Raw genomic sequence first — 26,193 nt, 5'->3', positions numbered from 1 at the left:
TCTATTTTGATTATAATTCTTTTTATTTTTTTATTTATTTTTAAATTATTATTATATTTTATTTTTTATTAATATTCTCGAGGGTTGTTATCTTACCTATCCAAAGATCTTTTAAAATACTTAAGAATACAGGTAAAATATAAAAGAGAGCTACAAATCCTCCTATAAATCCTGTTATAAATCTCAACTCGTTGAAACTCTCTCTTAACCCTAGTAATTGAGTGGTGCCGTCTATCCCCATAGGAACCAATGCCAAAATTAGATACCATCTATTTAGAGTTTTGAAGTTATCCAACCTTCTAACAAAGGGATATATTATCATTCCTACTAGGATTCCAGTGTAAATTCCAAAACATCTAGCACATACTCCCATCTTGTGGTTAAATACATAATAACTTCTTTCAGGTAATTGGTGGCAGATCTGCGAATATATAGAGTAGATAAGAAGAGATAGCATCCTGTTTTTATCGTAGAAATAAGGAGCCAAAAAAATACCTGCATAAAAGATAAGAAATAAAAATAGAATTATTAGATAGGTATAACGGACACTCCCCTTCATATTCATCATTTGTTCCCCAATTTCTCGTAGAGTAATCCCCCAATACTTCCAAAGATAGCACCTATTATTATATATAGTGGGATATAAAGCATAGATATTACCAGAGAGGAACCCATTGCTCCCATCATCTCCATATGTAGTTCAGTAGGATAGTACTCCCCTATAAATGGAACCATTACTCCATATATCAAAATATTTATTAACATTCCTAACAACCAATTGATAACCCCTGCAATACCTCCACTAAGTGCTCCAGCTATCAGGTATTCAGTGTCACTTGGATCAAATTCTTTACTCATTAAATAAGCGGTAATAGCACCAGATAGAATGTAGAGAAGACAGCAGCAATTTAAACACGATATTATTGGGATAGAAGATAACACCCCTCCAATAATTCCTCCAATGAGAATAGGTTTAACCATCTCATCTCTTATATATCCCATAATTCCACCAATAATAACAAAAATATTATTAAAAAATATCTTAATTTTTATTATATATATTATTTTTTAAAATGAATATTTAATAACCTCCAAAAAACAGAAAAATAATGATATTACAAGATCAAAGGATATAAAAAATTATTTACTTCTATTTTTTAAATAGTTCTCCCAGTCCCTCTTGAAAATTTCTATACCTTTATCTGTTAATGGGTGGTGGAACATCTTCTCCAACACCTGGAATGGTATGGTAGCTATATGGGCTCCAAGTTTTGCAGCCTCGATTACATGACGTGGATGCCTGATAGATGCCACGATAATTTCCGTTTCTATATCGTAGTTCTTGAATATAGTTACTATCTCTCTTATTAACTCCATACCTTCCTGTCCGTTGTCGTCTAACCTACCTACAAAGGGAGAGACGTAAGTTGCCCCAGCCTTTGCCGCAATTAGAGCCTGATTTGCAGAGAATACTAGGGTAACGTTGGTTTTTATGCCCTCTTTTGATAGGATGTTTACAGCCTTTATACCTTCTTTAGTCATAGGTATCTTAATTACTATGTTATCTGCAAGTTTTGATAGTTCTCTAGCCTCTTTAACCATACCTTCAGTATCTAAGGCAGTTACCTCTACACTTACAGGGCCCTTTACTATGGAGCATATCTCTTTAACTACCTCTTGGAAATCTCTTCCCTCTTTTGCAATGAGTGTTGGATTTGTTGTAACACCATCTACTATACCTAATTCGGCAAACTCTCTTATCTTCTCAACGTTTGCAGTATCTAAGAAAAATTTCACCTTCTCACCTCTAATTTTTTAGTCATTATTCTCTTTATTATCTTTATATATTTTTCTTAGTAAGGAAAAGAAAATAATAAAATAACTTTAATTTTTATAATCTTAGTTCCCACCAAGTAGTGATTAAAAGAACGATGAAAATGATAATCATTATAATTAAAAATCATGATTAAAATGATCAGTATAAAATCATATAAAAACTATTAAACATTCCTAGGATCTTTCCAATCACTTAGATAAGATAGGAGATCTTATTCTGAATTCATGTATTAGAAGGTATCAGAGGATCATTCTTCTTCATCTTCTTTTTAAAATGCTGTATCTGGAATAATAGAAGTTTTCTGTTTTTAAACATTTTCTTATTTATTATTTTTATTATATATTTACCCTAATTCCCATCAAAAAAATTCTGATAAGAATAATAATTAATAAAAGTATAAAAAGAAGGGTATTAAAATCAAAATAAGAGATAAATAATCTCCTCCTGGGGCGCTCTAAGACACTATGGAGAAGTGGAGCAGATCCTTCTTAGCAGGTTGCTATTATTAATTTTGTTAAAAGTGTTATATTTTAATAATATTTTAATATTTTTTCAGTTTTTATTATTTTTTTATTTAAATCATTACTTTGATGGGAATTAAGGTATATATTTTTATTATTCTTTAAACCATCCTTTTGATGGGAACTAGGTGATCATCATAGAAATCTATAATCTATTATTATTACTTGGTAAAATATGTTCTTCTGGAGTTTTGTACTTGTAACAATTTTGACAGTTCTTCGAGACACTTGAGGTTTACTTCATTCTCTATTATTTATTTCAATCCCCACCTTATACTTCGATTTTTTAGACAAAATTAGATTTTATTTTTTAATAATGATTTTACTCCTTACTTTTTTGTAGAGTATACTTCCAATAGATCCAGAAATGGCACCTATTAATATATATAGAGGGATGTTCATCATGAGCCAATCTGTTGCTATTGCTATTTCCATACTTATTTCATCAGGACTACGGTAATTAGCCATCGATAAAATTCCATCTATGAGAATTATCAACGTATCTAGCCCCCAATTGATAAGTCCTGCAATACAACCACTAAAACCCCCAGATATTATATAGTCTTTATCAGTTTGATTAAATCCTTTTTTTTCTTCAGTCATTAAATGAGCTGTGATGACACCAGGGAGAATACAGAGAAGACAGTAACACTCTAACAATCCTATAGTAAAAATAGAGAGCAGTACTCCGCCGACAACTCCTCCAATAAGTACAGCTTTAGCCATTCCATCTTTTTTATTTTTTATTATTCCTTCTACTATCCTATAAAGTATTGCTCCGATAGTTCCAAAAGTAACACCTAGTAGTAAAGGAGTAAGAGAGTATATTAAGAGGAAAATGACAAATAATACAAAATCCATTAAACTGGAGTAGATAGGCAACCTCTCATGTACAAGGGCATCCAATACATAATATACAGTTATCAACAACCAACTGACAAATCCTGCAACACCCCCACTTAATACCCCAGATATTAGATAGTCCCTATCCCTTGAAAGATACTCCTGAGTTAGTAGATGGGCTGTGATGATACCAGATAAAATATAGAGAATATAGTAATAACGATCTCCTTCTATCCATCGAAGAATAAATACTAACACCCCCATAATAAATCCTCCGATTATCACAGGTTTAATCATCCTGTCATTTATATATTGCATAAAAATTACCTGTTATCTATTTTTTAAGTAGTTCTCCCAGTTTCTCTTAAAAACTCTATTCTTCAGCATTTAGAAGTTTCCATTCCCAAGAAAGGAATATTCTTCTCCACAAAATAAAATAGTTATTTTACAAGATTCTTTCAATCGGTATTATTAGTATATCCCTAGCACCAAGTTCTTCCAATTTAGCCACTGTAGAGAATACCTCCTTTTCATCTATTACTGCATGGATAGCTACTATACTGTCGTCAGAGAGAACCTGTGAAACTGTAGGGCCACTCATACCAGGTAGTACCCTTTTAATATCTTCCAATATTTCCTTAGGAGCGTTCATCATAATAAGTCTCTTTGTCTGGGCATGGAGAACACTTTTTATTCCAGTAACTATCTGATTTATTTTTGTTAGTTTCTTAGGATCTTTTATACTCTCTTTATTTCCTATCAACCTTGTGGTAGAGGATACTATCGTTGCAATAGGCCTCAATCTATTTAATCGTAAAGTGGTACCTGTAGAGGTTAGATCGCTTATAAGATCTGCAACCCCTATGAAGGGCGCTATCTCAGTGGCTCCACTAAGTTCCACAATCTCCAACTTTAAATTTCTGCTCTCTAGGAACTTCCTTGTAATATTTGGAAACTCTGTAGCTATCCTCATGCCATCCTTTAAGTCCTCGATAGAGGAGATATTAGAGTCCTCTGGAGCAGCAATTACTAAATCTGCCTTTCCAAGATTAAGATCTAGGAGGAACTCTACCTTATCCTCCACTTCCCTTTCAAGTACTAAGTCGTACCCTGTAATACCTAAATCTGCCACACCATCAGCAACAAATTCTGGAATATCCCTAGCCCTGGCAAACATTACATTTATCTCCTCATCTACAGTTTTTGCAAATAGACTCCTTCCCTTGACAGACATCTTTAACCCAGCCTTTTCCAGTATCTTAATAACAGGCTCAGAGATCCTCCCTTTATTAGGCACTGCTAAAAGTATCAAAATACATCACCTTTTTTATGACAGTTATTTATCTTACTTCTTTTCTTTAGAGGTAGTGTTAATTATTCTTTATATTTATGATATTTATAATAATGATTAGATTAAAAATTAATAAAGAGAAAAAGATTACAGTCGAGATTTTACTTTTTATAATAAAAAATGGGACCTGTCCACTTAACATAAACACCACCTCAGTTTATTATAATACAGAACAAATAACCTACAAAAGAAGTTCCAGTTTCTAACAGGATTTTTAGCATTAATAGAGCAGAAAAAGATCTTTACCCTCTGCTTCAGAGAAGAAAACACCGATTCTATCAAACTCCCCCGCCCAAAAGTCTGATGTTCAAAGTTTAAATTAAGACTTTTTAGAGCACTAATTAGCCATGGGGCTTTATCTATAAGGAATTTAGGCTCACCCCTACAGTACTTCAGTACTTTCTTTACAAAGGACCTCGTAATTAGATGATTCCTTATTGTATAGACTCTCATTAAAATTAATTCATTCCTCTCAACATCTACAGCTGAATAAACGTAATAGTGCTTCCCGCCACCTTTAACAACAGTTTCATCCACCGCTATTAGATCTCTTTCTCTTTCCTCTGTTGTAATGGATAATTCTTCTTTAAACTTATTTATCCAGTTCCAAACTGATGTTTTTGAGACTGGATAAATCTCTGAAAGAATTCTGGCAGTTCTTCTTACTGAAGATGTCTGAATGTAGGTTGCAATGGCGAGTGTTTTAATTTCTATAGGTATTTTGTTCCTCTTAAAGATTTTTAATTCCTTTATAATATCTTTTACTCTTAGCATAATAGTATCTTATGTACATTGTTATATATGATGTTTGTTTTATGTGGACAGGACCAAATTGTTATGTCCATAATTATATAAAGGATTATATTGAATAAAAAAGTCTTCTCTCCCTATTATCTTAAGGTCTAGGAAAAAGAAAAAACTCTAATCATTGATAGGACCCATACCTTTAATAAAAAGTTTATAAACTTCATTCTGCTCCCCTAATGCCCACAAATATTCCGAGAGGGAAAATAACTTATATTCCTACACTCTTTTTTACTATACTATATTAAAATAAACCAAATGAAAAATTATACTACATAGTTCCTCAGGATCCCTATTCCCTCGATCTCACACTCTACAACATCTCCTCTCCTTAACATGCCCACTCCTGGCGGAGTTCCAGTAGATATAATATCATGAGGATATAGAGTCATAACCTCTGATATAAACTCTATCAACTCCTCTACACTGAATATCATATTCTTGGTATTGGACTTCTGTCTAACTTCTCCGTTAACCCTCAACTGAATATCTAAATTCCCTGGATCTATATCCTTTACTATCCTTGGACCTATGGGACAGAAGGTATCGAAGGATTTAGCCCTTGTCCACTGGCCGTCCTTCTTTTGAATATCTCGAGCGGTAACGTCGTTTAGTATAGTGTATCCCATGATGTAGTCCAGAGCATCCTCTTTTTTTACATCTTTACATTTCCTACCTATTACAACAGCCAACTCAACCTCATGATCTACCCTTTTAGACTGCTTAGGTAGTACTATTTTATCTTCGTGGTAGATAATGGAGGATGTAGGTTTTAGGAATATTATAGGCTCCTCTGGTATTTCCATGTTAAGTTCCTCTGCATGATCCCTGTAGTTTAGACCTACACAGACAACCTTCGTTGGATTTATATTCAACATGTTTTTCCCTTTTATAGAATATTTATAGATATATTCAAAGAGTAATCTGTGGGAATACGTCTCTTTATAACGTTGTCTATTTCTCTCCTTATAGATCTAGGGTTTATGCCTCCAATTATACCTAATACCTTTTTCGTTACCACTATTACATCCCCTTCTATAATATAAGTTTCATCTTTCCAAGATACCTCCAGCGATACGTTGATCTTTTTAATCCCCTTTATCTTACTACATATTTTAACGATCTCATTCTCTAATTCCTTTTTTAGAATAAGTAATTCATCAAAGGATGGAGCATAATATTCTTTCAATATACTCTCAACCCATTCTTCATCTGGATCCTTTAATCCAAATTTTTTCAATAATTCCTCTCTAGAGAGTGCAAGATCATCTTCTGATAATGTCTCTTCTATTTTTACATCCTCTATGCTAATATCGTAGTTAATATCGAATATATTTCCTCCATCTTCTTCTATTTCAATAGAGATATCTTCACTCTCATTATATGCCCTTTTCTCTTCACAGATGACCCTCATTCCTGGACAACTATCTAATAATGATTTTACAAAGTCCTCCCTATACTCATAAATATCAATGATAGAGATATTCTTTTCTAGCAGTCTTTTTATCTTTCTATATGCTATATCACCATATAGAATACCGTAATTGTCCTCATAGGCAGCTGCCACAGGTTTCTTACCTCTATATACCAAGTATCCGTTTCTATGGACATTTAGAACAGAGAGATTGATATGCACAAGATAGTATTTATTCTCTTTTAAATAACTTTCAAAATCCCTTACTTTGTTTTTATCTACACGTTGAATATATTTAATATAAGGTGTGTTGAAATAGATATCGCTACAACACCTTATTAGTATATTTCTATTTTTATTCAGAACCTCTCCAATTTCTTTCGAATCTCCCTTTACCCTTATAGTCTCCCTACTTATGAACAACTGTCCTATAACATTTTCATCCTCTACAATATATAGGAGTACCTTCTTGTTAATATCATGAAGTATTTCATAGGCTAACTCAGTATTTCCATAGACGTTCCACAGTTCTCCGTTTGTATATACGTTACTTACAATCTCTCCATCATTAACAGTGAATATATGGACGTCATCGATTCCTTCCTTATTTTTGAAGATAAAATAGATACATCCCCTATTTAACTCTTTTAAAGCATTTTTTAAATTAATATCGGAGATATCACTAATAATTTTTGACATGTTAACACCAAATTTAAAGAGGAGGGTTGTTCTCTTTAATCAATAATTATTTCATATTTAGATAATAATATTTAATTACTATTTATACATTTTTGGACTTTTATTTTAATAGAATTTACAGAAGAAGAATGATATAAATATGTATTCAAGGAACACTATCTTTTTAGAAGATCTAAGCACTTAGAAAATAATATAGGACTCCTTAATACCTCCTTAAAGGTGGTTGAAATTGGAATCTCATTTTTTACAGGATCTTAGGGACATTTTTAGGGAGAATACTATAGGTAGGTGGATTTTTACCACTCTATTTATTATTTTATTATATCTTTTTTATTATATTTTTTAAACCTTAGTTCCCATCAGTAGTGATTAAAAGAATAATAAATCAATATAAAAATCATTAAATATATCCTTAGGATCTTTTTGAACACTTAGGTAAGATTAAGGAATCATATTCTGAATTCCTGTATTAAAAGATATACAGGAGATCATTCCCCTCCAATCTTCATTTTAAAATTTTGTATCTAGGATAATAGAAGTTTTTATTTTAAATTCTTTTTATTATTTTTATAATATATTTACCCCAATTTCCATCAAAAAATTCTGATAAGAATAATAATTATAATAAAAGTATAAAAAGATGGTATTAAAATCAAAATAAGAGATAAATAATCACCTCCTGGGACGCTCTAAGACACTATGGAGAAGTGGAGCAGATCCTTCTTAGCAGGTTGCTATTATTAATTTTGTTAAAAGTATTATATTTTAATAATATTTTAATACCTTAATTCCCACTAAAGTAACGATTTAAATAATAAAAATAATAAAAAAGACTATAAAAAACTTAGTTCCCACTAAGTAGTGATTAAAAGAAGAATGAAAATAACCAATATAAAAATATTAGATATCCTTAGGATCTTTCTGAACCCTTGGATAATATAGGAGATCTTATTCTGAATCCCTGTATTAAAAGGTATTCAGAGGATCATTCTCCTCCAATCTTTTTTTTTAAAATTTTCTGTTTTTTAAACATTTTCTTTATTTTTATTATTTTTATAATTATTTTTATTATTCTCTAAATTATCCTTTTGATGAGAACTAGGGTATAAAATTATAACTTAATCAATCTTAAGGAATTTTTTGGTTTTAATAAATTTTATCATATAGTTCCTTCTAATGTTCTCTAACTGAGTAGAATAATAAGATTTTTAAAATATAACATATATCAACTTAGTTCCTATTAAAAAGATAACTAAAAAAATCATTAAAATACTAATAAAATTATTACAAAAATAAAAATCTCAATAAAATAAACTAATTTATAAATGAGAAGTGAAACCATTTAAACTTCTGTATTTTTCTATTTCTGGGTATTTCTATACATTAAAAGAAAATGAGAAATTTGTAGTTATAATTATTAAAACTCCAATTCCCATCAAAAAATTCTGATAAAAACAATAATAATTATAAAAAATAAACGTATAAAAAGAAGGTATTAAAATCCAGAACAAAAGATAATTTCCTGGAATGCTCTAAGATGCTATGGAAGTGAAATAGATTCTTCTTAATAGATAGCATTAATTTTAATCATTTTTTTCAGTCTTTTTTATTATTTAAATCGTTACTTTGATGGATTTAAGGTTATTTAACTTTTTTATTCTTATCCCTTCAGAATTATTTTATTGTTATTCCTCTTAAGATTTTTATTATTTTTATCATAATAATTATTTTTATTATTATTCTTCTAATTACAATCTTGATGGGAACTAAGGTTTATTAAAATAAATGAAAAAACCTTAGATCAGCGTAATTATTGATATACCTCTTATGAATTTTCTTCTTATCCAGCCAGTAGTAGATGGATCTAGATGTCTATATTTTTTCAGTGTTTTAAGTTTTGAAGATATATATTCCAGGAAGAGATAGTTTTTTATTATCATGTTTTCCAGTTATTATTTTTTTATGGGAACTAAGATCTATCAATAAATAATTTAAATTACTAAAAGAGCCTTATCATATCTTCATGATAGATTGTCAGTTTCAGTTTAGTACTTTAATTGGCGTTAAAATGACCCTCTAAAATTCCAACAATAACAAAATTTATCCAGTTGGTGATCTATATGGATATAGATATCTCTAAAGTGTCTGAAAAACTGAATTTAGATGAAGAAGTTGTAAAGAATGCTATTGAGAGGAGAGTAATTTCCTTCTGTAAATATAGGGATAAGAGATACATTATATTTAAAAAGAAAGTTAGACATATTGAAAGGGGGACTATTCTATTTTTAAATGAGGAGATGGATGTTGTAATGGGATATCCAAAAATAAGGAGGGCCCTAGTATTGGATCCAACAGTTAAAAAACACTTCATCGATAAAGTGATAGTTGAGGAGAAGTTAAATGGATACAATGTAAGGATTGTAAATATAGATGGAGAAGTACTGGGAATTACTAGAGGAGGTAGGATCTGTCCCTTTACTACCAAGAAGATATCAAAGTTGTTAAATACTGATATTTTAGAGGATCACCCAGAGATAACACTATGTGGGGAGGTAATAGGATTGAATAACCCTTACGTTCCTCACTACTACCCTGAAGTGGATAGAGAGATCTACAAGGATGGGGATATGGTTATTAAAGAAAATTTAGGTCTCTATGTATTTGATATAAGGGAAGGAAATATATCCTTACCTGTAGAGAAAAGAAATAAACTGTTAGAGGAATACAATGTTCCCTATGTAAAACCCTTAGGTGTATTTAAGAAAGAGGATATAGAGGAGATAAAGAATATTGTATTGAAGTTAAACAGTGAAGGTAGAGAAGGGATAATACTAAAGGACCCTGATATGATGGTAGGCCCTATAAAGTACACTACCCATTATACCCATTGCGAGGATCTCTCTGTAGCCTTCAGATACACATTCGACTTAGGTATCCACTTTATGTTCAGTAGATTGATAAGGGAAGGGTACCAGTCCTACGAGTTCAACGAAGGAGAGGAGGAGTTGGAGAGAAGGGCTGTATCTATAGGAAAATCTATAATCTACCCTATGGTAGAGTCTATAAGAAAAGTCTCTAAAGGAGAGTTGATTACAGAGGATTTTGAGTTATACTTCGAGAGTGAGGAGGATATTGAGGAGTTCCTTAGGTATCTAAGGGAGGTCCATATATCCTACGTTGTAAAGGAGAGGGAGGTATTGAAAGACAATATCTACAGAATAGTTATAGGTAAGGTGTATCCATCTACTAAAGATAAGATTAAGAGTTATTTAGAAGGTAGTTTATGGTAAAAAACAGAAAAAAATTTCTATTATTATATCGGGATTTTATCAAATCAGAGATTAAGGAGTCTCATCTCAAGTACTAAGATGCTTTTTTATCATTTTTTAAACTATTGCCTTTTAATAGAAACAAGATTTATTAATACTCTTCCCTATTTAGTTAATACAGAGGAATAACAAATAGGTAAGATTAATCTATGGGATATCTATGGGTATAAAGGACTACATGGATCTTATAAGGGTGAAGAACTGTTTAATTGCTTCTTTTGGGACAGTTATCGCTGGATTAATAGCCTCTAATTTCAACATCCATCTGTTAGATAGGGTACTTCTCGCCGCCCTTGTTGTCTTCCTCATCTGTGGTTTTGGAAATGTTATAAATGATATATACGACATAGACATAGATAGGATAAACAAACCTCACCGTCCTCTTCCCTCTGGCAGAATATCTTTAAAAAGTGCCAAAATACTAGTTTGGATAATGGCTATATCTGGGCTACTTATTTCTCTCTTCAACTGGATATGTTTTATTATAGCCTTGGTGAATACTCTTATTCTATATCTCTACGCCAAAAGATTCAAAAGGGATAAAAGAATAGGTAATCTCCTAGTTGCATACCTTACAGGTTCTGTGTTTCTCTTCGGTGGTGCTTCAGTTGGTAATATTTTTATCACATTTATACTCTTCCTCTGTGCCATGCTAACAACTTGGGCAAGGGAAATAGTAAAAGACTTTGAAGATATAGAAGGAGATAGGAGCAGAGGTGTTCTATCACTTCCAATAAAATACGGTAAGAGGTCTCTCTACCTTGCACTTGGGCTACTGATTTTAGCGATAATCTTAAGTCCACTACCCTACTTGATAGGTATTTTCAATTCCCTATATCTTCTAGGAATACTATTTTGTGATACATTACTCCTTTACTCCATTGTAAAACTGCTCAAGAATCCTACCAAGGAAGAGGCACATAGGTGTGCTAAGGAAATAAAGATGATTATAAGTTTTATATTGGTATCTTTTATAGTAGGAGCTGTATATGGCTAGTGTATAATAATGGTCATGGGAAAATTTATTCCAATATTAATACTACCATATCATAAGATTTAAAATTATAAACAAAAGAATAATACAAGTTAAAAATAATTCTCATTAAGAGATTAAAAATAATTATATTTATTCCTTGGAATATCTGGACACTGAAGAAACAGAGTGGAGTTCTGTTGTTTCTTACTTTTTCTTTCTATTTTTCATCTTTATAACTAATTTTTTAATTTTTATTATTTTTAATTGTTTAAAATATGACACGATTATAAAGGGAAAATATGAGAGAGTTAAAAGATATTGAAAAATTTAAAAGATTTATTAAGGAGGAAGAGCCAGATAAACCTGAGGTTATAGTTACTGGGAGGTCTAACGTAGGAAAATCTACCTTAGTTAGGTTAATCACCAGCAACAAGAACGTTAGGGTTGGAAAGAGACCAGGAGTTACCTTAAAAATAAATAAATACCCCATGAAAAACTATACCTTGGTTGACCTCCCTGGTTTTGGATTTATGAGCGGTTTAGATAAGAAAGTTGAGGAATCTATAAAAGATAAAATAGTGTGGTATATAGAGGATAACTGTGAGAAGATAGCCTGTTCAATTTTAGTAATAGATGGGAAGGCCTTTCCTGAGATTGTGAAAAGATGGGATAGCAGGAATGAGATACCAATTGATATTGAAATGTTCCAGTTTTTAAAAGAGTTGAAGTTAAACCCTATAGTTCTAATAAACAAGATGGATAAGATAAAGAGGAGGGATTGGGATAGTCAGTTGGATAGGATAGTGGAGTTATTTGGATATTCTCCTCCATGGAGCCAGTGGACAGATACCTTCGTAGTAGGTTCTCTAAAGAAAAACTTCGGATGGAATAAAATATTGAGTATGATCAATAAATATGTTGAAGAGTACAGAAGGAAAAAGAGGAAGTAATCTCCGACAGAATTCTATCTATAGATTGGAGTGGAGACGGTAATCAATATTTATAAGGAATAGAACTAATAGTAGTGTTTTTTCCTACTTTCCCAGTGGTAAAACTTTCTAGAAAATACAGCAGATTTGTTTTTCACCAGTATTTTTTCCTTTTTTTATTTCTATTCATTAAAATCCTAAAGAATAAAAATAATAATAAATATTATACCCTAAATAAATATTATACCCTAGTCCCCATCAAGATTGTGATTAAAAAAATAATAATAAAAATGATTATCATAATAAAAAATAATAAAAATCTTAAGAGGAACAATAAAATAAACCTTAATTCCCACCAAAGTAAGATTTAGATAATAAAAAAAATAATAAAGTTAATAATAGCAGACTGTTAGGGAGGATCTGTTTTATCCCTACAGTATCTTAGAGCATTCCAGGAGAGATTATTTATCTCTTATTTTGATTTCAATAATTTTAATACTTCTTTTTATATTTTTATTTTTTATAATTATTGTTATTCTTATTAGAATTTTTTGATGGGAATTAGGGTAAATATTATTTAATGGAAACTAATTAAAATTAAAAATATAATAATATTTTAAGTCATTTCTCCTCTCCTAGACAGTACCTTTGTGAATATCTTGTCTAAATCTACAGCCTTTCCATGGTCTGCCTTAGCGGGATCTACTCCGTCCTCTCCGTAGGTAAACTGAACTATAAGTCCTTTTGCATCCCTAACTGTGCCGTCGTACTCTACCTTTAAATCCTGGAGGGCGTTTATAAGTCTCCTCTGCATATATCCTGACTGGGCAGTTCTAACTGCCTGGTCAACTAAACCTTCCCTTCCTCCCATTGCGTGGAAGAAGAACTCAGTTGGAGATAGACCTTCTTTATAGCAACTTCTAACGAATCCATGGGATCTCGCCGATAGACTACCCTTCTTAAAGTGTGGAAGTGTCCTTCTTCTGTACCCTCTGAATATTCTTCCTCCTCTTACAGATTGCTGACCTACACAGGCCGCCATCATGGTGATGTTTAAGAGAGATCCTCTAGCACCAGTTCTAGCCATCAGTGCAGCGTGGTTGTTCTCACTTAGATATCTCTCTGCAACCTTACCTGCCTCATCCCTTGCCCTACCTAGTATCTGCATAATGTAGGTTTCCCTAGATTCTTCTAGGTTTCTTCCAGGTAAAGGTTCAAGAGTTCCCTCCTCATAAGCCCTAATAATCTCCTCTACCTCTTCCTCAGCCTTATCTAGTATCCTCTGGATCTCCTTTCTAGCCTCCTCTGGTATATCTTCGTCGTCTATACCTGTTGTAAACCCTTTTATCATAAGGGTTTCAATAACCATCTTTGTAGATCTATCTAAGAAGTCTCTTGCAACCTCAGATCCGTATTCCTTCACTATTGTATTCAAGAGGATACCTGCCTCTGCACCATATCCATTTTTGTCTATCACACCTTTTACAAGTTCTCCGTTCTTTATAACTACCTTGGCGTCGTAGGGACACTCATCCTTACATACATCACATTTTTTACAGACCTTTGCCCTGTACTTCAGATTTAGTCCCTCTGGCAGTACCTTACTGAAGAGTCTCTTCCCACTGTACAGTTCTACACCATCCTTTACTATATCAGGTTCTCCTAGATCCTCCTTAATTCCTGCAGCCCTTAGTATAAGAACAGCCTCATCCTTTGTGAAGTAGGAACTTGTCAATATATATGCTCCAGAGATATGGTCGTGGATCGCTCCGATAATAGGTCCTCCAAACCTTGGGGAGACGATATGTTTCTCCACCAACATGAGGACTTCAGCCTCTACCATGGCCTCCTCGTTCTGAGGAACATGGAGGTTCATCTCGTCTCCATCGAAATCTGCGTTATATGGTGGACATACACAGAGGTTATGTCTGAAGGTTCTGTAAGGTAGTACTTTAACCTTATGGGCCATGATGGACATCCTATGGAGGGATGGCTGTCTGTTGTACAGTACTATATCTCCATCCATTAGATGCCTCTCAACTACCATTCCCTCTTCAACCTTTTCAGCCCATAGATCCTTGTTCTTCTCGTTTATTTTTATCTTTACTTCCTCTTCTCTTCCATCTCCCAATTTTATCCTCTTTATTACATAGTTCACTCCAGGGTGTTTCTGTGCACCGTTCTTTATAAGTCTTCTTATCCTCTCGATGTTGTGCTTTGTAACCTTTTCAGGTACTGTCAACTCCATCGCTATCTCTACTGGTACTCCTACCTCGTTTATACTCAGTCTTGGATCTGGTGATATAACAGTCCTTGCAGAGAAGTTTACCCTCTTACCAGCAAGGTTGTGTCTGAACCTACCCTCTTTACCCTTTAATCTCTGGGCCAAGGTTCTAAGGGGCCTTCCACTTCTATGTTTGGCGGGAGGTATACCTGGTGCCTCGTTGTCAAAGTAGGTATTTACATGGTACTGTAGAAGATCCCAGAGATCTTCAATAATTAAATGTGGAGCTCCTCCTTCAATATTCTCCTCCAACCTCTGATTTATCCTTATTATATCAACCAACTTATGGGTTAGATCGTCCTCACTCCTCTCTCCACTTTCAAGTGTAATAGAGGGCCTCACAGTAACGGGAGGTACAGGTAATACAGTTAAAACCATCCACTCTGGCCTTGTAGTCTTTGGATTTATTCCCAACAGTGGACAATCCTCATCTGGTATCTTTTCTAGTATTTCTCTAACCTCTGAAGGTGTCATTTGCCTTTCTGATTTGCCCTCTACCCTGTAATAGGATGTAGGTTTAGAATACTTAATACTGTATTTTGTCTCTCCACAGTAGGGACAGACTTCCTTCCCTGCAGCATCCTTCAGTATCTCATCTACTAAGGTCCACCTATCCCCTCCTTCATCCTCCAATTTTTTCATTTTCTTTAAATATTCCTCCCTCTTCGTTTCAGAGAGTGTCACCCTTCCACAGTGAGGACATACAGCCTTAAGAATCTTGTATATCTCCTTTGCAAATCCAATATGTATTACAGGTTTCGCAAGTTCTATATGTCCAAAGTGTCCTGGACAGGTTCCAATTCTACCTCCACATGTTTTACATATTAACCCAGGGTCTATAACTCCCAACCTTGTATCCATCAATCCTCCTTCTATAGGATAACCGTCATCGTCGTAAGTATCTGCCGTTACTATTCTCGCTACAGATATCTTTCTAATATAATCGGGAGAGAGGAGACCAAATAAAATTTCTCCAATTTCCTTTGGAATGTCATATTTGTCCATAGGACTTCACCTATCTTAACTATTATAAGATGCTTTAGAGGTTGAAGTTTTATTCATGTTTATAAATCAAAGAGTGACAGTACTATCGGAGTGAGATACTACTTTCTTCAGTGCTTATGGACATTATTAGGGGAAAATATAGGGATAATTAAAGGGAAATAATAGACAATAGGACTTCAACCCCTATTTTTAACATCCTTCTTAATTTTTTTTAAATAATTTTTATAATAATAATTATTATTTTTAAGAGAAAATACTACTATTATACCCTATCTCTAACCTTTAACTTTGGATTTATACCCATACTTTTAAGTTCATCCAGGAGCAACTTAAATGCATATGGCATTTTGATTCCAGGAATCTTTTTGTTACTCTGGACGTCCTCAATCTCCCCACATACTTGGCAGTACTTAATACCTTTTCTATGGTCATATATGGCAATCTCTCCACAGTTTGAACAGATATAACACTGGTAAGGATCAGACTCATCAAATAACCTCTCTTTGAGAAGTAGAGCAGCACCATGTCCTATAAGTACGTCTCTCTCCATCTCTCCAAATCTTAAACCACCCTCCCTTGCTCTACCCTCTGTAGGCTGTCTTGTAAGCACCTGAATTGGTCCCCTACTTCTTGCATGTATCTTACCTGCAACGAGGTGGTGCAGTTTCTGGTAGTAGGCTATCCCGATGAATATCTCACACTCTAACTTTTCTCCCGTCTTTCCGCTGTACATTACCTCCTTCCCATGATGTTTAAAGCCGTACATTTCTAGAGCTTTCCTCAGATCCCACTCCTTCTCTCCACAGAATATTGTACCGTTTATCCTCCTACACTCTAAGGCTCCAACCTTTCCTCCTATCATCTCTAAAAGTTGTCCAATTGTCATTCTAGATGGTATAGCGTGAGGGTTTATTATTAGATCTGGTACTATTCCACTTTCAGTAAATGGCATATCCTCCTGGGGAACTATTAACCCAACAACCCCCTTCTGTCCATGCCTGGAGGCGAACTTATCTCCCAACTCAGGTATCCTTAGATCTCTAACCTTCACCTTTACCAGTCTATTTCCTTCCTTGGTCTCCGTCAGTACTACAGTATCTACTATACCTTTCTCCCCATGTCTCACTGTAACGGAGGTGTCCCTTCTCTGGGATTTCGTTCTAAGGGATATATCCTGCTCCTCTAAGAACCTTGGTGGAGATGTCTTTCCAATTATCACATCTCCAGATTCTACCTCTGCCTCAACCTCTGCTATTCCATCCTCTCCCAAGGCTTTATAGGCCTCTTCTGATCTGTATCCCCTAACGCCCCTCTCAGGTATTTCAAATCTGTCCATCTGTCCTCCAGGGTATCTCTTCTCGTAACCCTCGTAGCATCTAAAGAAGGTACTTCTACCCAGTCCCCTCTCAATGGACGCCTTGTTCAATATAAATGCATCCTCCATATTGTATCCTTCATAACTCATAATGGCTACTACGAAGTTCTGTCCAGCAGGTCTTTTATCAAATCCTATTATATCTTGGTGTTTTGTCTTTACTATTGGCACCTGAGGGTAATGAAGAAGATGGCCTTTAGTATCCATTCTCTGCCTAATATTTGACGTTGGGAAACCTATAGACTGCTTTGCCATGGCAGCAGCCATGGTAATTCTTGGTGCAGAGTTGTGTTCAGGATAGGGGGCCACACCTGCACCCACCCCTAATATAGACATGGGATCTATCTCCAAATGGGTATGCTCCTCAGTTAACTCCTCCTCGTACACTGCAATGTAGGCATTTTCCTCCTCTTCAGCGTCTAGATACTCTATAACTCCTTCTTTAACTAGATCTGAGAATGTTATCTCTCCTTTCTTTAACTTCTCAATATGTTCCTCAGTTAGTTTGGGCTTCCCATTTTCTACAACAATAAGAGGTCTTATTATCCTACCTCCATCTGTAGAGATGTGGATATCGTTACTCTCCTCGTTATAGGATATGGAGGTATAGGGTGATAACTCCCCCCTTCTCCTCTTCTCTCTTAAATATTTGACAACCTCTTCGGGATTATCTACTGTACCTACCAACTTTCCGTTGATATAGAGATTTACCTCCTTTTTCAAGGATTTCACCTTTGGAGTATTATTAACACTTTAACAGTTATATTCCCTCCTTAGGAGTTAGGAGGAGTTAGAAACTCTCTAACAGGGTTTATAGAGATATCCTTTAAAATTTCTAATACCTTCTTCTCCCCTTCCTTCTCATCTGTAGTAACCTTACACATTATTGCCAGATTCTTAACGAGACCACAGTTTGGACCCTCAGGTGTTTCAGAGGGACATATCTTACCCCACTGGGTAGCATGAAGATCCCTTGCCTCGAAGTGTGGCTGAGACCTAGATAGTGGAGATACTACCCTTCTCAGTTGAGATAGAGTAGAGAGATAACTTGTTCTATCTAACAACTGACTTACTCCAGTTCTACCTCCTACCCAGTTTCCTGTAGCCATGGCATGCCTTATTCTCTCAGTTAAAACATCACTTCTCACTGCAGACTGTATAGAGGGAGATCTGTTCCTAAGAACCTGCCTCTCTAACTGATACTTTATGTCTTTAACTAACTGGTTGAAGGAGTACCTAAATAGATCCTCCATCAACTCCCCTGCAAGTTTTAATCTCTTATTCCCATAGTGGTCCTTGTCATCCTCAACTCTAAGACCTAGATACAACTCAATGGCATTTCTCGCCATCCTCCCTAAGAAGGCACACTTTTTAATAAAGTCCTCTTTTTTAACGCCCATATGTGGTAGTAGATAGTTACAGAGTATAGTCTCTGCCCTCTTAAGCCTATAATCTTTTGGCTGTCCAGGTGCAACCTTCTTTCCAATATACTCCAAAGCGTCTTGTTGGGTGGCTATGTTGTACTCCTCCCTAATCTCTAGTATATTTGTAATTAACTGCATAACTACTCGTTGATCGTCAGATATCATGTTTATTAAATCACTATCACTTTCTGCTCCAAGGGCCTTCATGAGTATAATAAGAGGAATACTTCCAGCGAGACCTGGAAAGGTTACATTTAACTTACCGTCCTCATGCCTTTCAACGGTACATAGAGCCCTGAACCCATGTCTAGTTGAAAACACCTTAGCAACATAAACCATCTTGTTGTTTCTTTCAGTCTTCTCACATAGAATCCTATTCTGAACTAGATCCTCCTGGGTTACTAGTACCCTCTCTGAACCGTTTATTATAAAGTAACCGAACGGATCCTCAGGATCCTCCCCCATGTCTATTAACTCTTTCCTACTTTTCCCATAAAGATAGCAGGCCTTGGATCCAAGCATTATAGGTAATTCTCCTATATACACCTCTACAGTTTCACCAACGACCTCTTCTTCACCATCCCCTCCAATAATAGGCGTCATCTCTAGATATACCGGGGCAGAATATGATAGATTCCTTATTCGAGCCTCCATAGGAGTTATTCTTCTAATAGAACCATCTGCCTCTTTATTTACTGGTTTTTCCACTCTGATCTTACCAAGTTTTACCTTATATCCTCCTTTAATTTCAGTCTCTATAACTCCTACTTCATCTATTATCTTCTGTAATTTATAATCTAAAAATCTGTTGAAGGACTCTATCTGATGTTTTACTAAACTATTCTCTTTAAAAAAGGAATCTACTATTGTCTGGGTTTCCATATTTCTCCCCATTGGTAGGTATTAATAATAATTATAATACGGATAATAGATAAAAATTGAATATCATAGATAGGTATTAATAAAATTAGTTATACAGTTTTCTTAATTACTAACCTATAATATACACTCTTCCCGGCTGTAGGGCTCTCCCTAGTTATCCTAATAACATCACCTGGTTTTGCCCCTATCTCCTCAACAACAGGATCGGTGTCGAATATCTTAGGTAACTGCTGTATCTTTATATTGTACCTTTTTAACAAGTCTTGTACTTCTTCTTCTGACATAATTTCATGTTTAGGTACCAACCTATGGGAGGTCACCTTCACATTCTTAGCCTCCGTAAAATAGTCTAGTGTGATAATCTTTCGATGTGCATCATGTAGAGTATTTTTTACTCCTATATATCTTTTTCGGTAAGTTGCTTCCCTTGTAATAAAAAGTTTTAAATAATCTTCACCAATAAAGAATAACGGTGATATTAGATTTTAGATAAATTTTTGGGGAAGAAGCATGGCTAAGATATACGTAGATTGTGAGGATAAGGCTGGACAGGAGATATACTATAAAATAATTCAAACTGCCCTGATGGATGTAGTTATTGGAAAATCTTTAACTAAAGTAGTTATGATATGTAGAGAAAAAGACCCCTACTTTATCATTGGTGTTCTCCCAAAATCCACCTCCAAACCTATAAAACTTAGAGATGTTGTAACTGTAGAGGAGAGTAAAAAGGAGGGAGATAGAACGATCACAAAATTAAAAATAGAAGACGAAACCTATGCCCCTCAGTTATTGGAAAAGTTGAATGTAATAGATCAGCCCTCAAGGTTCGAGATTATTACAGATACACCCATAGATCTAGATATGATTATATACGATGCAGAGGAAGAGTTCATATCTAAGGTACTAGACTTTATGAATAGGGTATTTCCAGAGGGTATGAGGATAAGAAAAACGTTCTACGGAAAGAGTATAGTGATGATAGCATCTGAGAGGCCATTTGAAGAGGAGTGGATAAAGAGAGCCCTTGAATTGAAGGAGGAGTTAGAGAGTGGATAATGATTTTTTAATAATAATTTTAATGTTATAAATAATAAAAAATTATAATTATCTTCTAAACTATTTTTTAATATACTAATAAAAGATTTTCGTACCTGTTGGTAGGGTTTTGTTTAAATAATTACAATGAATATTTTAAAAGTATTTCTCTATCTTTAACCCTCTCTTTTCACATATCTCCTTTAATCTGTTGTAAAGTACCTCATCAATTTCAATACCCTCTTTTCTATACTTCTCCATATTCATCCTCTCTATCTCTCCAGGTATAAGTATCTTAGAACCCTTGGCAGGTTTGGAGTTTTTTATCTCCTCTATAAGGGCATCAACCTTTTCCATAAACTCCTCCTTATCTCCAAAGAATCCTGGATCCATGGCTATAAAGAGATCCCCTTTAGTGCATCTCTCAGTTGGAGTTGCAGTCCCTCTAACCTTACTACCCATCTCCGCCCCTCCTATAGCCGCAATTATCTCAATTGCTAAGGCTAAGGCGTACCCCTTTGGACCTCCAAATGGCAAAATACAACCTTCTAAGGCTTTCTTAGGATCTGTAGTAGGATTACCTTCCTTATCTATGGCACAATTTTCAGGGATCTTCTTTCCAGTCCTTGCAGCCTCCATTATCTTTCCCCTTGCAATGGAGGAGGTTGCCATATCTAAGGAGTATATATGTTTCTTCCCCTTGATGGCTATCGCTATTGGGTTTGTCCCAAGTATCTTCTCCATACCTCCAAAAGGTGCCATTGCAGGTTCTGTATTTGTAATCACTATACCGATGAGATCCTCCCTAAGTGCCATCTCTGCGTAGTGCCCTGCTATACCGAAGTGGTTGGAATTCACAGTTGCAACTGCACCTATACCTACATTCTTCGCCTTCTCCATAGCCAACTCCATAGCCCTCTCTCCCACCACATAACCTAACCCCATGTCTCCGTCGATGGTAGCCACTGCAGGACTCTCCCTTATAACCTTAATATCTGGGTTGACGTTGATATTCCCTACTTCAATACTTGTAACTGTCTGGGGAAACCTGCCTATACCATGGGATCGGAACCCCTTAAGATCAGCCTCTACGTATATATTTGCAGTGATCTCTGCATCCTCCTCACTTACTCCATAACTCTTCAATATATCCATAATAAGTTCCTTCTCCTTCTCAGGTGAGATCCTTAAAACCATCTTATCACCTTAAGGTCTTATATATTCCATGTTGTAGTAGACGATATCCCCGTCATTATCTACGATGGCGATTATTAACTTCTTTCTAACAGAGTGGGCGACCCTTACAAACCCTGTAAGTTCTGATATGGAACAAGGTCTATCCTCGGAGAACACCTTTACAAGGTATTCAGAGTGTACCTCATCGATGTTCTCCCTACTGTAGAGCCTAAAATCAGCCCCGTACTTAAGTCCAGTTTTTACTGTATAACCTCTATTTTTCAGATCCCTATACACCAGATACTTTATACACAGTCTTTCATCTATTTCTTTAGCGTAGTTGTAAAGTTCCTCAAAGGATAGAAACCTATCCTTAAATTTAACCTTTATCCAGTTCTTCGACAGTAGATAGAGCCCCTCTATTAGAGATAGTGATAGAAAGTTCTCGTTTAACTCTCCGTACCTCTTGGCACTTAACCGGGACATACCCTCTTTACTAAATACCACTATCCTATCTCCAGAGAGTACCCCTACTACAGGTTTCTTTGCCATACTATCCCTTTTACTTTACACCCATCACCTTCCTCAAAACAGTGGATGTAGCCATTGAACATACTATATACCATCCAAGCCATCCAAGGGCATAGTCTGAGACTATACCAAATCCACCCTTATAGAACAAACCCCCTAACCAGTGGAAGAAGGGCACTAGTAATAACTTAGAGAGGATAGGAGGGAGATAAACTACCACTCCGTTCCAGGTAGGATCTAAGGTATGCAACACCCCGTTGTAATCGTAGACATGTTTCAAATAGGCGAAAATAGCTATAATAGGTATCCAGGTGTATATCATAGGTTTAAAACTCATCCTCATCATTTCCATCTGAATCTTCATTATTTCTTCCTGTTCCTTCTCTATCTCTTTCATAAGTTCTGGATCCTTAGAAGCCTTCCTTATCTTCACCTGAAACTCTTTAATTTTCTCTCTAATCTCTTCCATCCTCTTCTGATCAACCAATAACTTAGTAGCCAGTGTAATAATAAAAGATACTATAAAGGATATTATAAGTATAGCGAGGGCAGGATGGGTGTTTATTATAATGGGCATAAACAACATATCCATAGTTTTATAGTAGGCACCTACGATAACATGTAATATCTCAAACATCTTTACCTCCTCAGTATTTATAAGAAAAAAGAGTAAAAAAGAATTACTTTAAAACAGATACTAACTCCTCAACAGCATCATCTAATAGTTTGTCCCTGTTTTTAATAATCTTTACAGTGGCTCCAGTTAGTACCCCGTAAGTCATAGCAGCACATCTGTTCATAAACTGATGTTCCTCTATACTTTTAGTGGTTTCCAAATCCCTGTTTCTACTGGCGTCTCCCAACCTTCTCATAAGTATTTCGTCTCCAGTAGTTTCCACAAGTACTATAATATCTGGGTTAAGTTCATCAAGTACCCACTTAGGCAGTCCTGCCAAATAACCCTTAGGAGTCCTAACTGTACTGTGAGTATCTACAATAACAGGACTCTTCATAGCCATCTCGGCGATTTTCCTTGCAGCCATCTTTTGGATTCTCTTCTGAGTATCTGGATCTAACTTTCTCAACTGATCTCTGTCTTCAACCAAGTTCTCCGATTTTGCAACTTCAAACATTAAAGTACCAAAATTTACCAACTGGTAGTGAATTCCCTCCTTTTCTAACCTCTCTATAGCCTTTTGGGTTAAGGTTGTACCTCCTACCCCTGGTACTCCAGTGACAACTACTACCTTATTTTTCATATTTATCACCCTTTTTTCCTTTATAAGTGTCTCATATATAATTTTATAATTTTTATACTTTTATTTTTTATTAAATGTTGTAAAATCTCAAAAACATTTAAGATAAGAAATAATAACAGAAATTTTGCTTTTTTTATTTTTCTTATATATATAAAGTTCTATAACTTTTAATTATTATTCGTTATATAAGTTATAATTCTATAAAATTACAATAAAAACTATTTAAACTACAAGGGATAAATGATGATCCTAGGACCTAAGATATCTAGAAAATTTGTAGAAATATTGGACGATACACAGGTACAACAGTGTGGTATAGATCTAAGGGTTGGAAGTATATATAAGATTGAGGGAGAGGGAGTTCTCGACTACAGTAATAATAAGAGAAAACTTCCAAATTACAGGAGGATATTTTCCTCAGAAGACGATATCAAGATTTCCCTAGATAAAGGGATTTATCTTATAAAAGTGGCAGATAAGGTAAAGGTGCCTGAAGATATGGCCGCCCTAGTCTATCCAAGGAGTAGTCTCTTAAGGATGGGATGTACCTTATATACTGCAGTTCATGACCCTGGATATGAAGGATATCCTGAGTATCTTTTAAATGTGATGAATCCAATTACACTCTACAGATATGCAAGGATTGCCCAGATCCTCTTTATTAAGTGTAGTGGTGTAGTTGGTACCTACTCTGGTATCTATCAGAAAAGATAATTTAAAAATGAATATACTTATTATAATAATTATTATAAAAAAGAGAGTAAATTATAAAATAGTCCTAAACTTATAAAGATCTAATCAGATAAAAAAATAAAATAAACTCTTATTTCTTAGCCTATATTTGCACTGAAGAGATGGGATAGAGCCTTTCTGTTAATCTTTCTTTCTAGAAGTTTTTTTATCTTTTTTTTTAAAACGTTTTATTCCCGACAACTATTTTTAAAATTTTTTAAATAAGGAGATTTATACCTTCCATCATTGCATCCACTGAAGCCCTTATTATATCCTCCTGTTGGCTCTTGACCTCTACTACCTCATGTCCTCTCCTAAGTTTAACTGTTACCTCTACGAAGGCATCTGTTCCACTACCTATGGATCTAACGTGATACTCCTCAAGGGTTATATCTGCAACACTACTTAAAGCCTTCCTGATGGCATTTATCGCCGCATCCACTGGACCTACACCAAAGGATGTCTCTATAAGTTGTTCCTCTTTCCTATCTCCAGAGAACTTCAATCTAATAGATGCAACAGGTGTTATCTTATTACCTGATACCACTGTAAGTTCATCTAATTGTATCTTTCTTTCAGGGGACTCTCCTCTAACCTCGTTTATTATAGTTTTAAGATCTACATCAGATATATATTTACCAAGATCTCCAAGGTTCTTTATCCTCTCATACACCTTCTCAAACTCCTCCTTACTTAGTGATATGCCCATAAGATCCAACTTGTACTTAAGTGCAGCCTTACCACTGTGTTTCCCAAGTATGATTCTCCTCCTGTTTCCAACCATCTCAGGAGGTATAGGCTCGTAAGTCTGACTGTTCTTTATAAGTCCATCTACATGTATCCCTGCCTCATGGGCAAAGGCGTTGTCCCCCACTATCGCCTTATTTGGAGGAACAGGTATCTTCATAATTCTAGATACTAACCTTGATACCTCGTAAAGTTTCTCAGTCTTTATATTCGTCTTGATGTTGTAAAGTATATGGAGTGCCATTACAACCTCCTCTAAGGAGGTATTTCCAGCCCTCTCTCCTATACCGTTGATAGTTAGATGACACTCCTGGGCACCTCCTCTTATTGCAGATATGGTGTTTGCAGTTGCCATACCGAAGTCGTTATGACAGTGGGCAGATACAGGTACAGGTATCTCCTCACTTATCCTCTTAAAGAGGTCGTAGGATCTCTCTGGAGTAAGTACCCCCACAGTATCACATATACAGACCCTGTCTGCACCAACCTCTACTCCCTTCTTAAACAACTCTATTAGAAAGTCAACATCGCTCCTGGTAGCATCCTCTCCCGATAGCTCTACAATTAGACCATGATCCTTGGCATACTCTACAGCATCCAGTGCACATTTAAGGGTTTCCTCTCTTGTTTTTCTCAGTTTGTACTTAATATGTATATCTGATACAGGGACTACGAGGTGGACACTATCTACATCACACTCTAAGGCGTAGTCTATATCCACAGTCATGGCCCTGGCAAAGGAACATATTTCAGCATTTAACCCCTGGGAGGTTATAGCCTTTATTCCTTCCCTCTCTCCTTTAGAGGTTATAGCACTTCCAGCCTCTATTATATCTACTCCTAAGTCGTCAAGTTTTATGGCTATCTCTAACTTCTCATGGGGACTTAGAGATACCCCTGGAGTTTGTTCTCCATCTCTCAAAGTAGTGTCTAAGATCTTTACCATAGAGATCACTTTTTAATAGGTTTTTATAAACAGTGTTTAAGATAGTTTATAGATTATTATATATAATTTTTCTAACGTTAGAAAATATTTT

General features: G+C 35.0%; 22 protein-coding genes. 5 read left to right on the top strand and 17 right to left on the bottom strand.

What is annotated here, in order from left to right:
• Positions 1-58 precede the first annotated feature (58 nt).
• From CFE53_RS04105 to CFE53_RS04070, 8 genes are all read right to left on the bottom strand, one after another.
• A complete protein-coding gene (locus tag CFE53_RS04105) occupies positions 59-568 on the bottom strand; it encodes a DUF2085 domain-containing protein (RefSeq protein WP_371677841.1) in 510 nt (169 codons plus the stop codon).
• The gene (locus CFE53_RS04100; RefSeq protein ID WP_148120610.1) at positions 565-1,002 is read right to left on the bottom strand and encodes a hypothetical protein; all 438 of its coding nucleotides are present in this window, start codon (positions 1,000-1,002) and stop codon (positions 565-567) included. The genes CFE53_RS04105 and CFE53_RS04100 overlap by 4 nt, the downstream gene beginning before the upstream one ends.
• A 138-nt stretch (positions 1,003-1,140) precedes the next feature.
• A complete protein-coding gene (gene fsa, locus CFE53_RS04095; protein ID WP_148120609.1) occupies positions 1,141-1,797 on the bottom strand; it encodes a fructose-6-phosphate aldolase in 657 nt (218 codons plus the stop codon).
• Positions 1,798-2,661: 864 nt separating this feature from the next.
• Positions 2,662-3,519 (bottom strand): DUF5518 domain-containing protein, encoded by an 858-nt coding sequence (locus tag CFE53_RS04090; RefSeq protein ID WP_148120608.1) that lies wholly within the window; start codon positions 3,517-3,519, stop codon positions 2,662-2,664.
• A 127-nt stretch (positions 3,520-3,646) separates the two neighbouring features.
• The gene (hisG, locus tag CFE53_RS04085; protein ID WP_148120607.1) at positions 3,647-4,513 is read right to left on the bottom strand and encodes an ATP phosphoribosyltransferase; all 867 of its coding nucleotides are present in this window, start codon (positions 4,511-4,513) and stop codon (positions 3,647-3,649) included.
• Positions 4,514-4,687: 174 nt separating this feature from the next.
• Complete coding sequence (locus CFE53_RS04080; RefSeq protein WP_148119920.1) at positions 4,688-5,326, bottom strand: DDE-type integrase/transposase/recombinase; 639 nt, start codon at positions 5,324-5,326, stop codon at positions 4,688-4,690.
• A 296-nt stretch (positions 5,327-5,622) separates the two neighbouring features.
• On the bottom strand, positions 5,623-6,234 hold the full coding sequence (locus tag CFE53_RS04075; protein ID WP_148120606.1) for a fumarylacetoacetate hydrolase family protein: 612 nt from the start codon (positions 6,232-6,234) through the stop codon (positions 5,623-5,625).
• A gap of 11 nt (positions 6,235-6,245) precedes the next feature.
• The gene (locus CFE53_RS04070; RefSeq protein ID WP_148120605.1) at positions 6,246-7,469 is read right to left on the bottom strand and encodes a DUF2226 domain-containing protein; all 1,224 of its coding nucleotides are present in this window, start codon (positions 7,467-7,469) and stop codon (positions 6,246-6,248) included.
• Positions 7,470-9,589: 2,120 nt separating this feature from the next.
• On the opposite strand from CFE53_RS04070, the gene CFE53_RS04065 reads away from it, so the two are divergent.
• From CFE53_RS04065 to engB, 3 genes are all read left to right on the top strand, one after another.
• Positions 9,590-10,759, top strand: a complete 1,170-nt coding sequence (locus tag CFE53_RS04065) for an RNA ligase (RefSeq protein WP_148120604.1) — start codon at positions 9,590-9,592, stop codon at positions 10,757-10,759.
• Between the two features lie 199 nt (positions 10,760-10,958).
• On the top strand, positions 10,959-11,795 hold the full coding sequence (locus CFE53_RS04060) for a UbiA family prenyltransferase (RefSeq protein ID WP_148120603.1): 837 nt from the start codon (positions 10,959-10,961) through the stop codon (positions 11,793-11,795).
• A 278-nt stretch (positions 11,796-12,073) separates the two neighbouring features.
• Positions 12,074-12,724 (top strand): GTP-binding protein EngB, encoded by a 651-nt coding sequence (gene engB / locus CFE53_RS04055; RefSeq protein ID WP_148120602.1) that lies wholly within the window; start codon positions 12,074-12,076, stop codon positions 12,722-12,724.
• A 595-nt stretch (positions 12,725-13,319) separates the two neighbouring features.
• On the opposite strand, the gene CFE53_RS04050 is transcribed toward engB, so the two are convergent.
• The 4 genes from CFE53_RS04050 to CFE53_RS04035 all read right to left on the bottom strand — a co-directional run bounded on the left by CFE53_RS04050 (position 13,320) and on the right by CFE53_RS04035 (position 19,999).
• The gene (locus tag CFE53_RS04050; protein ID WP_148120601.1) at positions 13,320-15,992 is read right to left on the bottom strand and encodes a DNA-directed RNA polymerase subunit A'; all 2,673 of its coding nucleotides are present in this window, start codon (positions 15,990-15,992) and stop codon (positions 13,320-13,322) included.
• Positions 15,993-16,254: 262 nt separating this feature from the next.
• Complete coding sequence (gene rpoB, locus CFE53_RS04045; RefSeq protein ID WP_148120600.1) at positions 16,255-18,090, bottom strand: DNA-directed RNA polymerase subunit B; 1,836 nt, start codon at positions 18,088-18,090, stop codon at positions 16,255-16,257.
• A gap of 50 nt (positions 18,091-18,140) precedes the next feature.
• A complete protein-coding gene (locus CFE53_RS04040; protein ID WP_148120599.1) occupies positions 18,141-19,673 on the bottom strand; it encodes a DNA-directed RNA polymerase subunit B'' in 1,533 nt (510 codons plus the stop codon).
• Between the two features lie 89 nt (positions 19,674-19,762).
• Positions 19,763-19,999 carry a DNA-directed RNA polymerase subunit H gene (locus CFE53_RS04035; protein ID WP_148120598.1) on the bottom strand — a complete coding sequence of 79 codons (237 nt, stop codon included), beginning with the start codon at positions 19,997-19,999 and terminating at the stop codon, positions 19,763-19,765.
• Positions 20,000-20,183: 184 nt separating this feature from the next.
• Here CFE53_RS04035 and CFE53_RS04030 point away from each other — a divergent pair, with 184 nt between their 5' ends.
• Positions 20,184-20,732: a methanogenesis marker 17 protein gene (locus CFE53_RS04030; protein WP_148120597.1), complete on the top strand. Its 549-nt coding sequence runs from the start codon at positions 20,184-20,186 to the stop codon at positions 20,730-20,732.
• A gap of 135 nt (positions 20,733-20,867) precedes the next feature.
• Here the strand turns inward: CFE53_RS04030 and comC are convergent, their stop codons facing one another.
• The 4 genes from comC to CFE53_RS04010 are packed head-to-tail and all read right to left on the bottom strand — an operon-like array spanning position 20,868 to position 23,677.
• The gene (gene comC / locus CFE53_RS04025; RefSeq protein WP_148120596.1) at positions 20,868-21,908 is read right to left on the bottom strand and encodes an L-sulfolactate dehydrogenase; all 1,041 of its coding nucleotides are present in this window, start codon (positions 21,906-21,908) and stop codon (positions 20,868-20,870) included.
• Between the two features lie 9 nt (positions 21,909-21,917).
• Complete coding sequence (gene endA, locus CFE53_RS04020) at positions 21,918-22,439, bottom strand: tRNA-intron lyase (protein ID WP_148120595.1); 522 nt, start codon at positions 22,437-22,439, stop codon at positions 21,918-21,920.
• Positions 22,440-22,449: 10 nt separating this feature from the next.
• Positions 22,450-23,046, bottom strand: coding sequence for an EMC3/TMCO1 family protein (locus CFE53_RS04015; RefSeq protein ID WP_371678284.1), 597 nt, complete (start codon positions 23,044-23,046; stop codon positions 22,450-22,452).
• Positions 23,047-23,098: 52 nt separating this feature from the next.
• Entirely contained in the window at positions 23,099-23,677 is a 579-nt protein-coding gene (locus CFE53_RS04010) for an adenylate kinase (protein WP_148120593.1), read from the bottom strand.
• 243 nt (positions 23,678-23,920) lie between these two features.
• Between CFE53_RS04010 and CFE53_RS04005 the strand changes: the two genes are divergently transcribed.
• The gene (locus CFE53_RS04005; protein ID WP_148120592.1) at positions 23,921-24,391 is read left to right on the top strand and encodes a deoxyuridine 5'-triphosphate nucleotidohydrolase; all 471 of its coding nucleotides are present in this window, start codon (positions 23,921-23,923) and stop codon (positions 24,389-24,391) included.
• A 235-nt stretch (positions 24,392-24,626) separates the two neighbouring features.
• Here the strand turns inward: CFE53_RS04005 and CFE53_RS04000 are convergent, their stop codons facing one another.
• Positions 24,627-26,102 (bottom strand): 2-isopropylmalate synthase, encoded by a 1,476-nt coding sequence (locus CFE53_RS04000; protein ID WP_148120591.1) that lies wholly within the window; start codon positions 26,100-26,102, stop codon positions 24,627-24,629.
• Positions 26,103-26,193 lie beyond the last annotated feature (91 nt).

Source organism: Methanofervidicoccus sp. A16 (assembly GCF_003351865.1).
Taxonomy (GTDB): domain Archaea; phylum AGJL01; class Methanococci; order Methanococcales; family Methanococcaceae; genus Methanofervidicoccus.
This window is presented reverse-complemented; position numbering and strand designations above follow the sequence as displayed.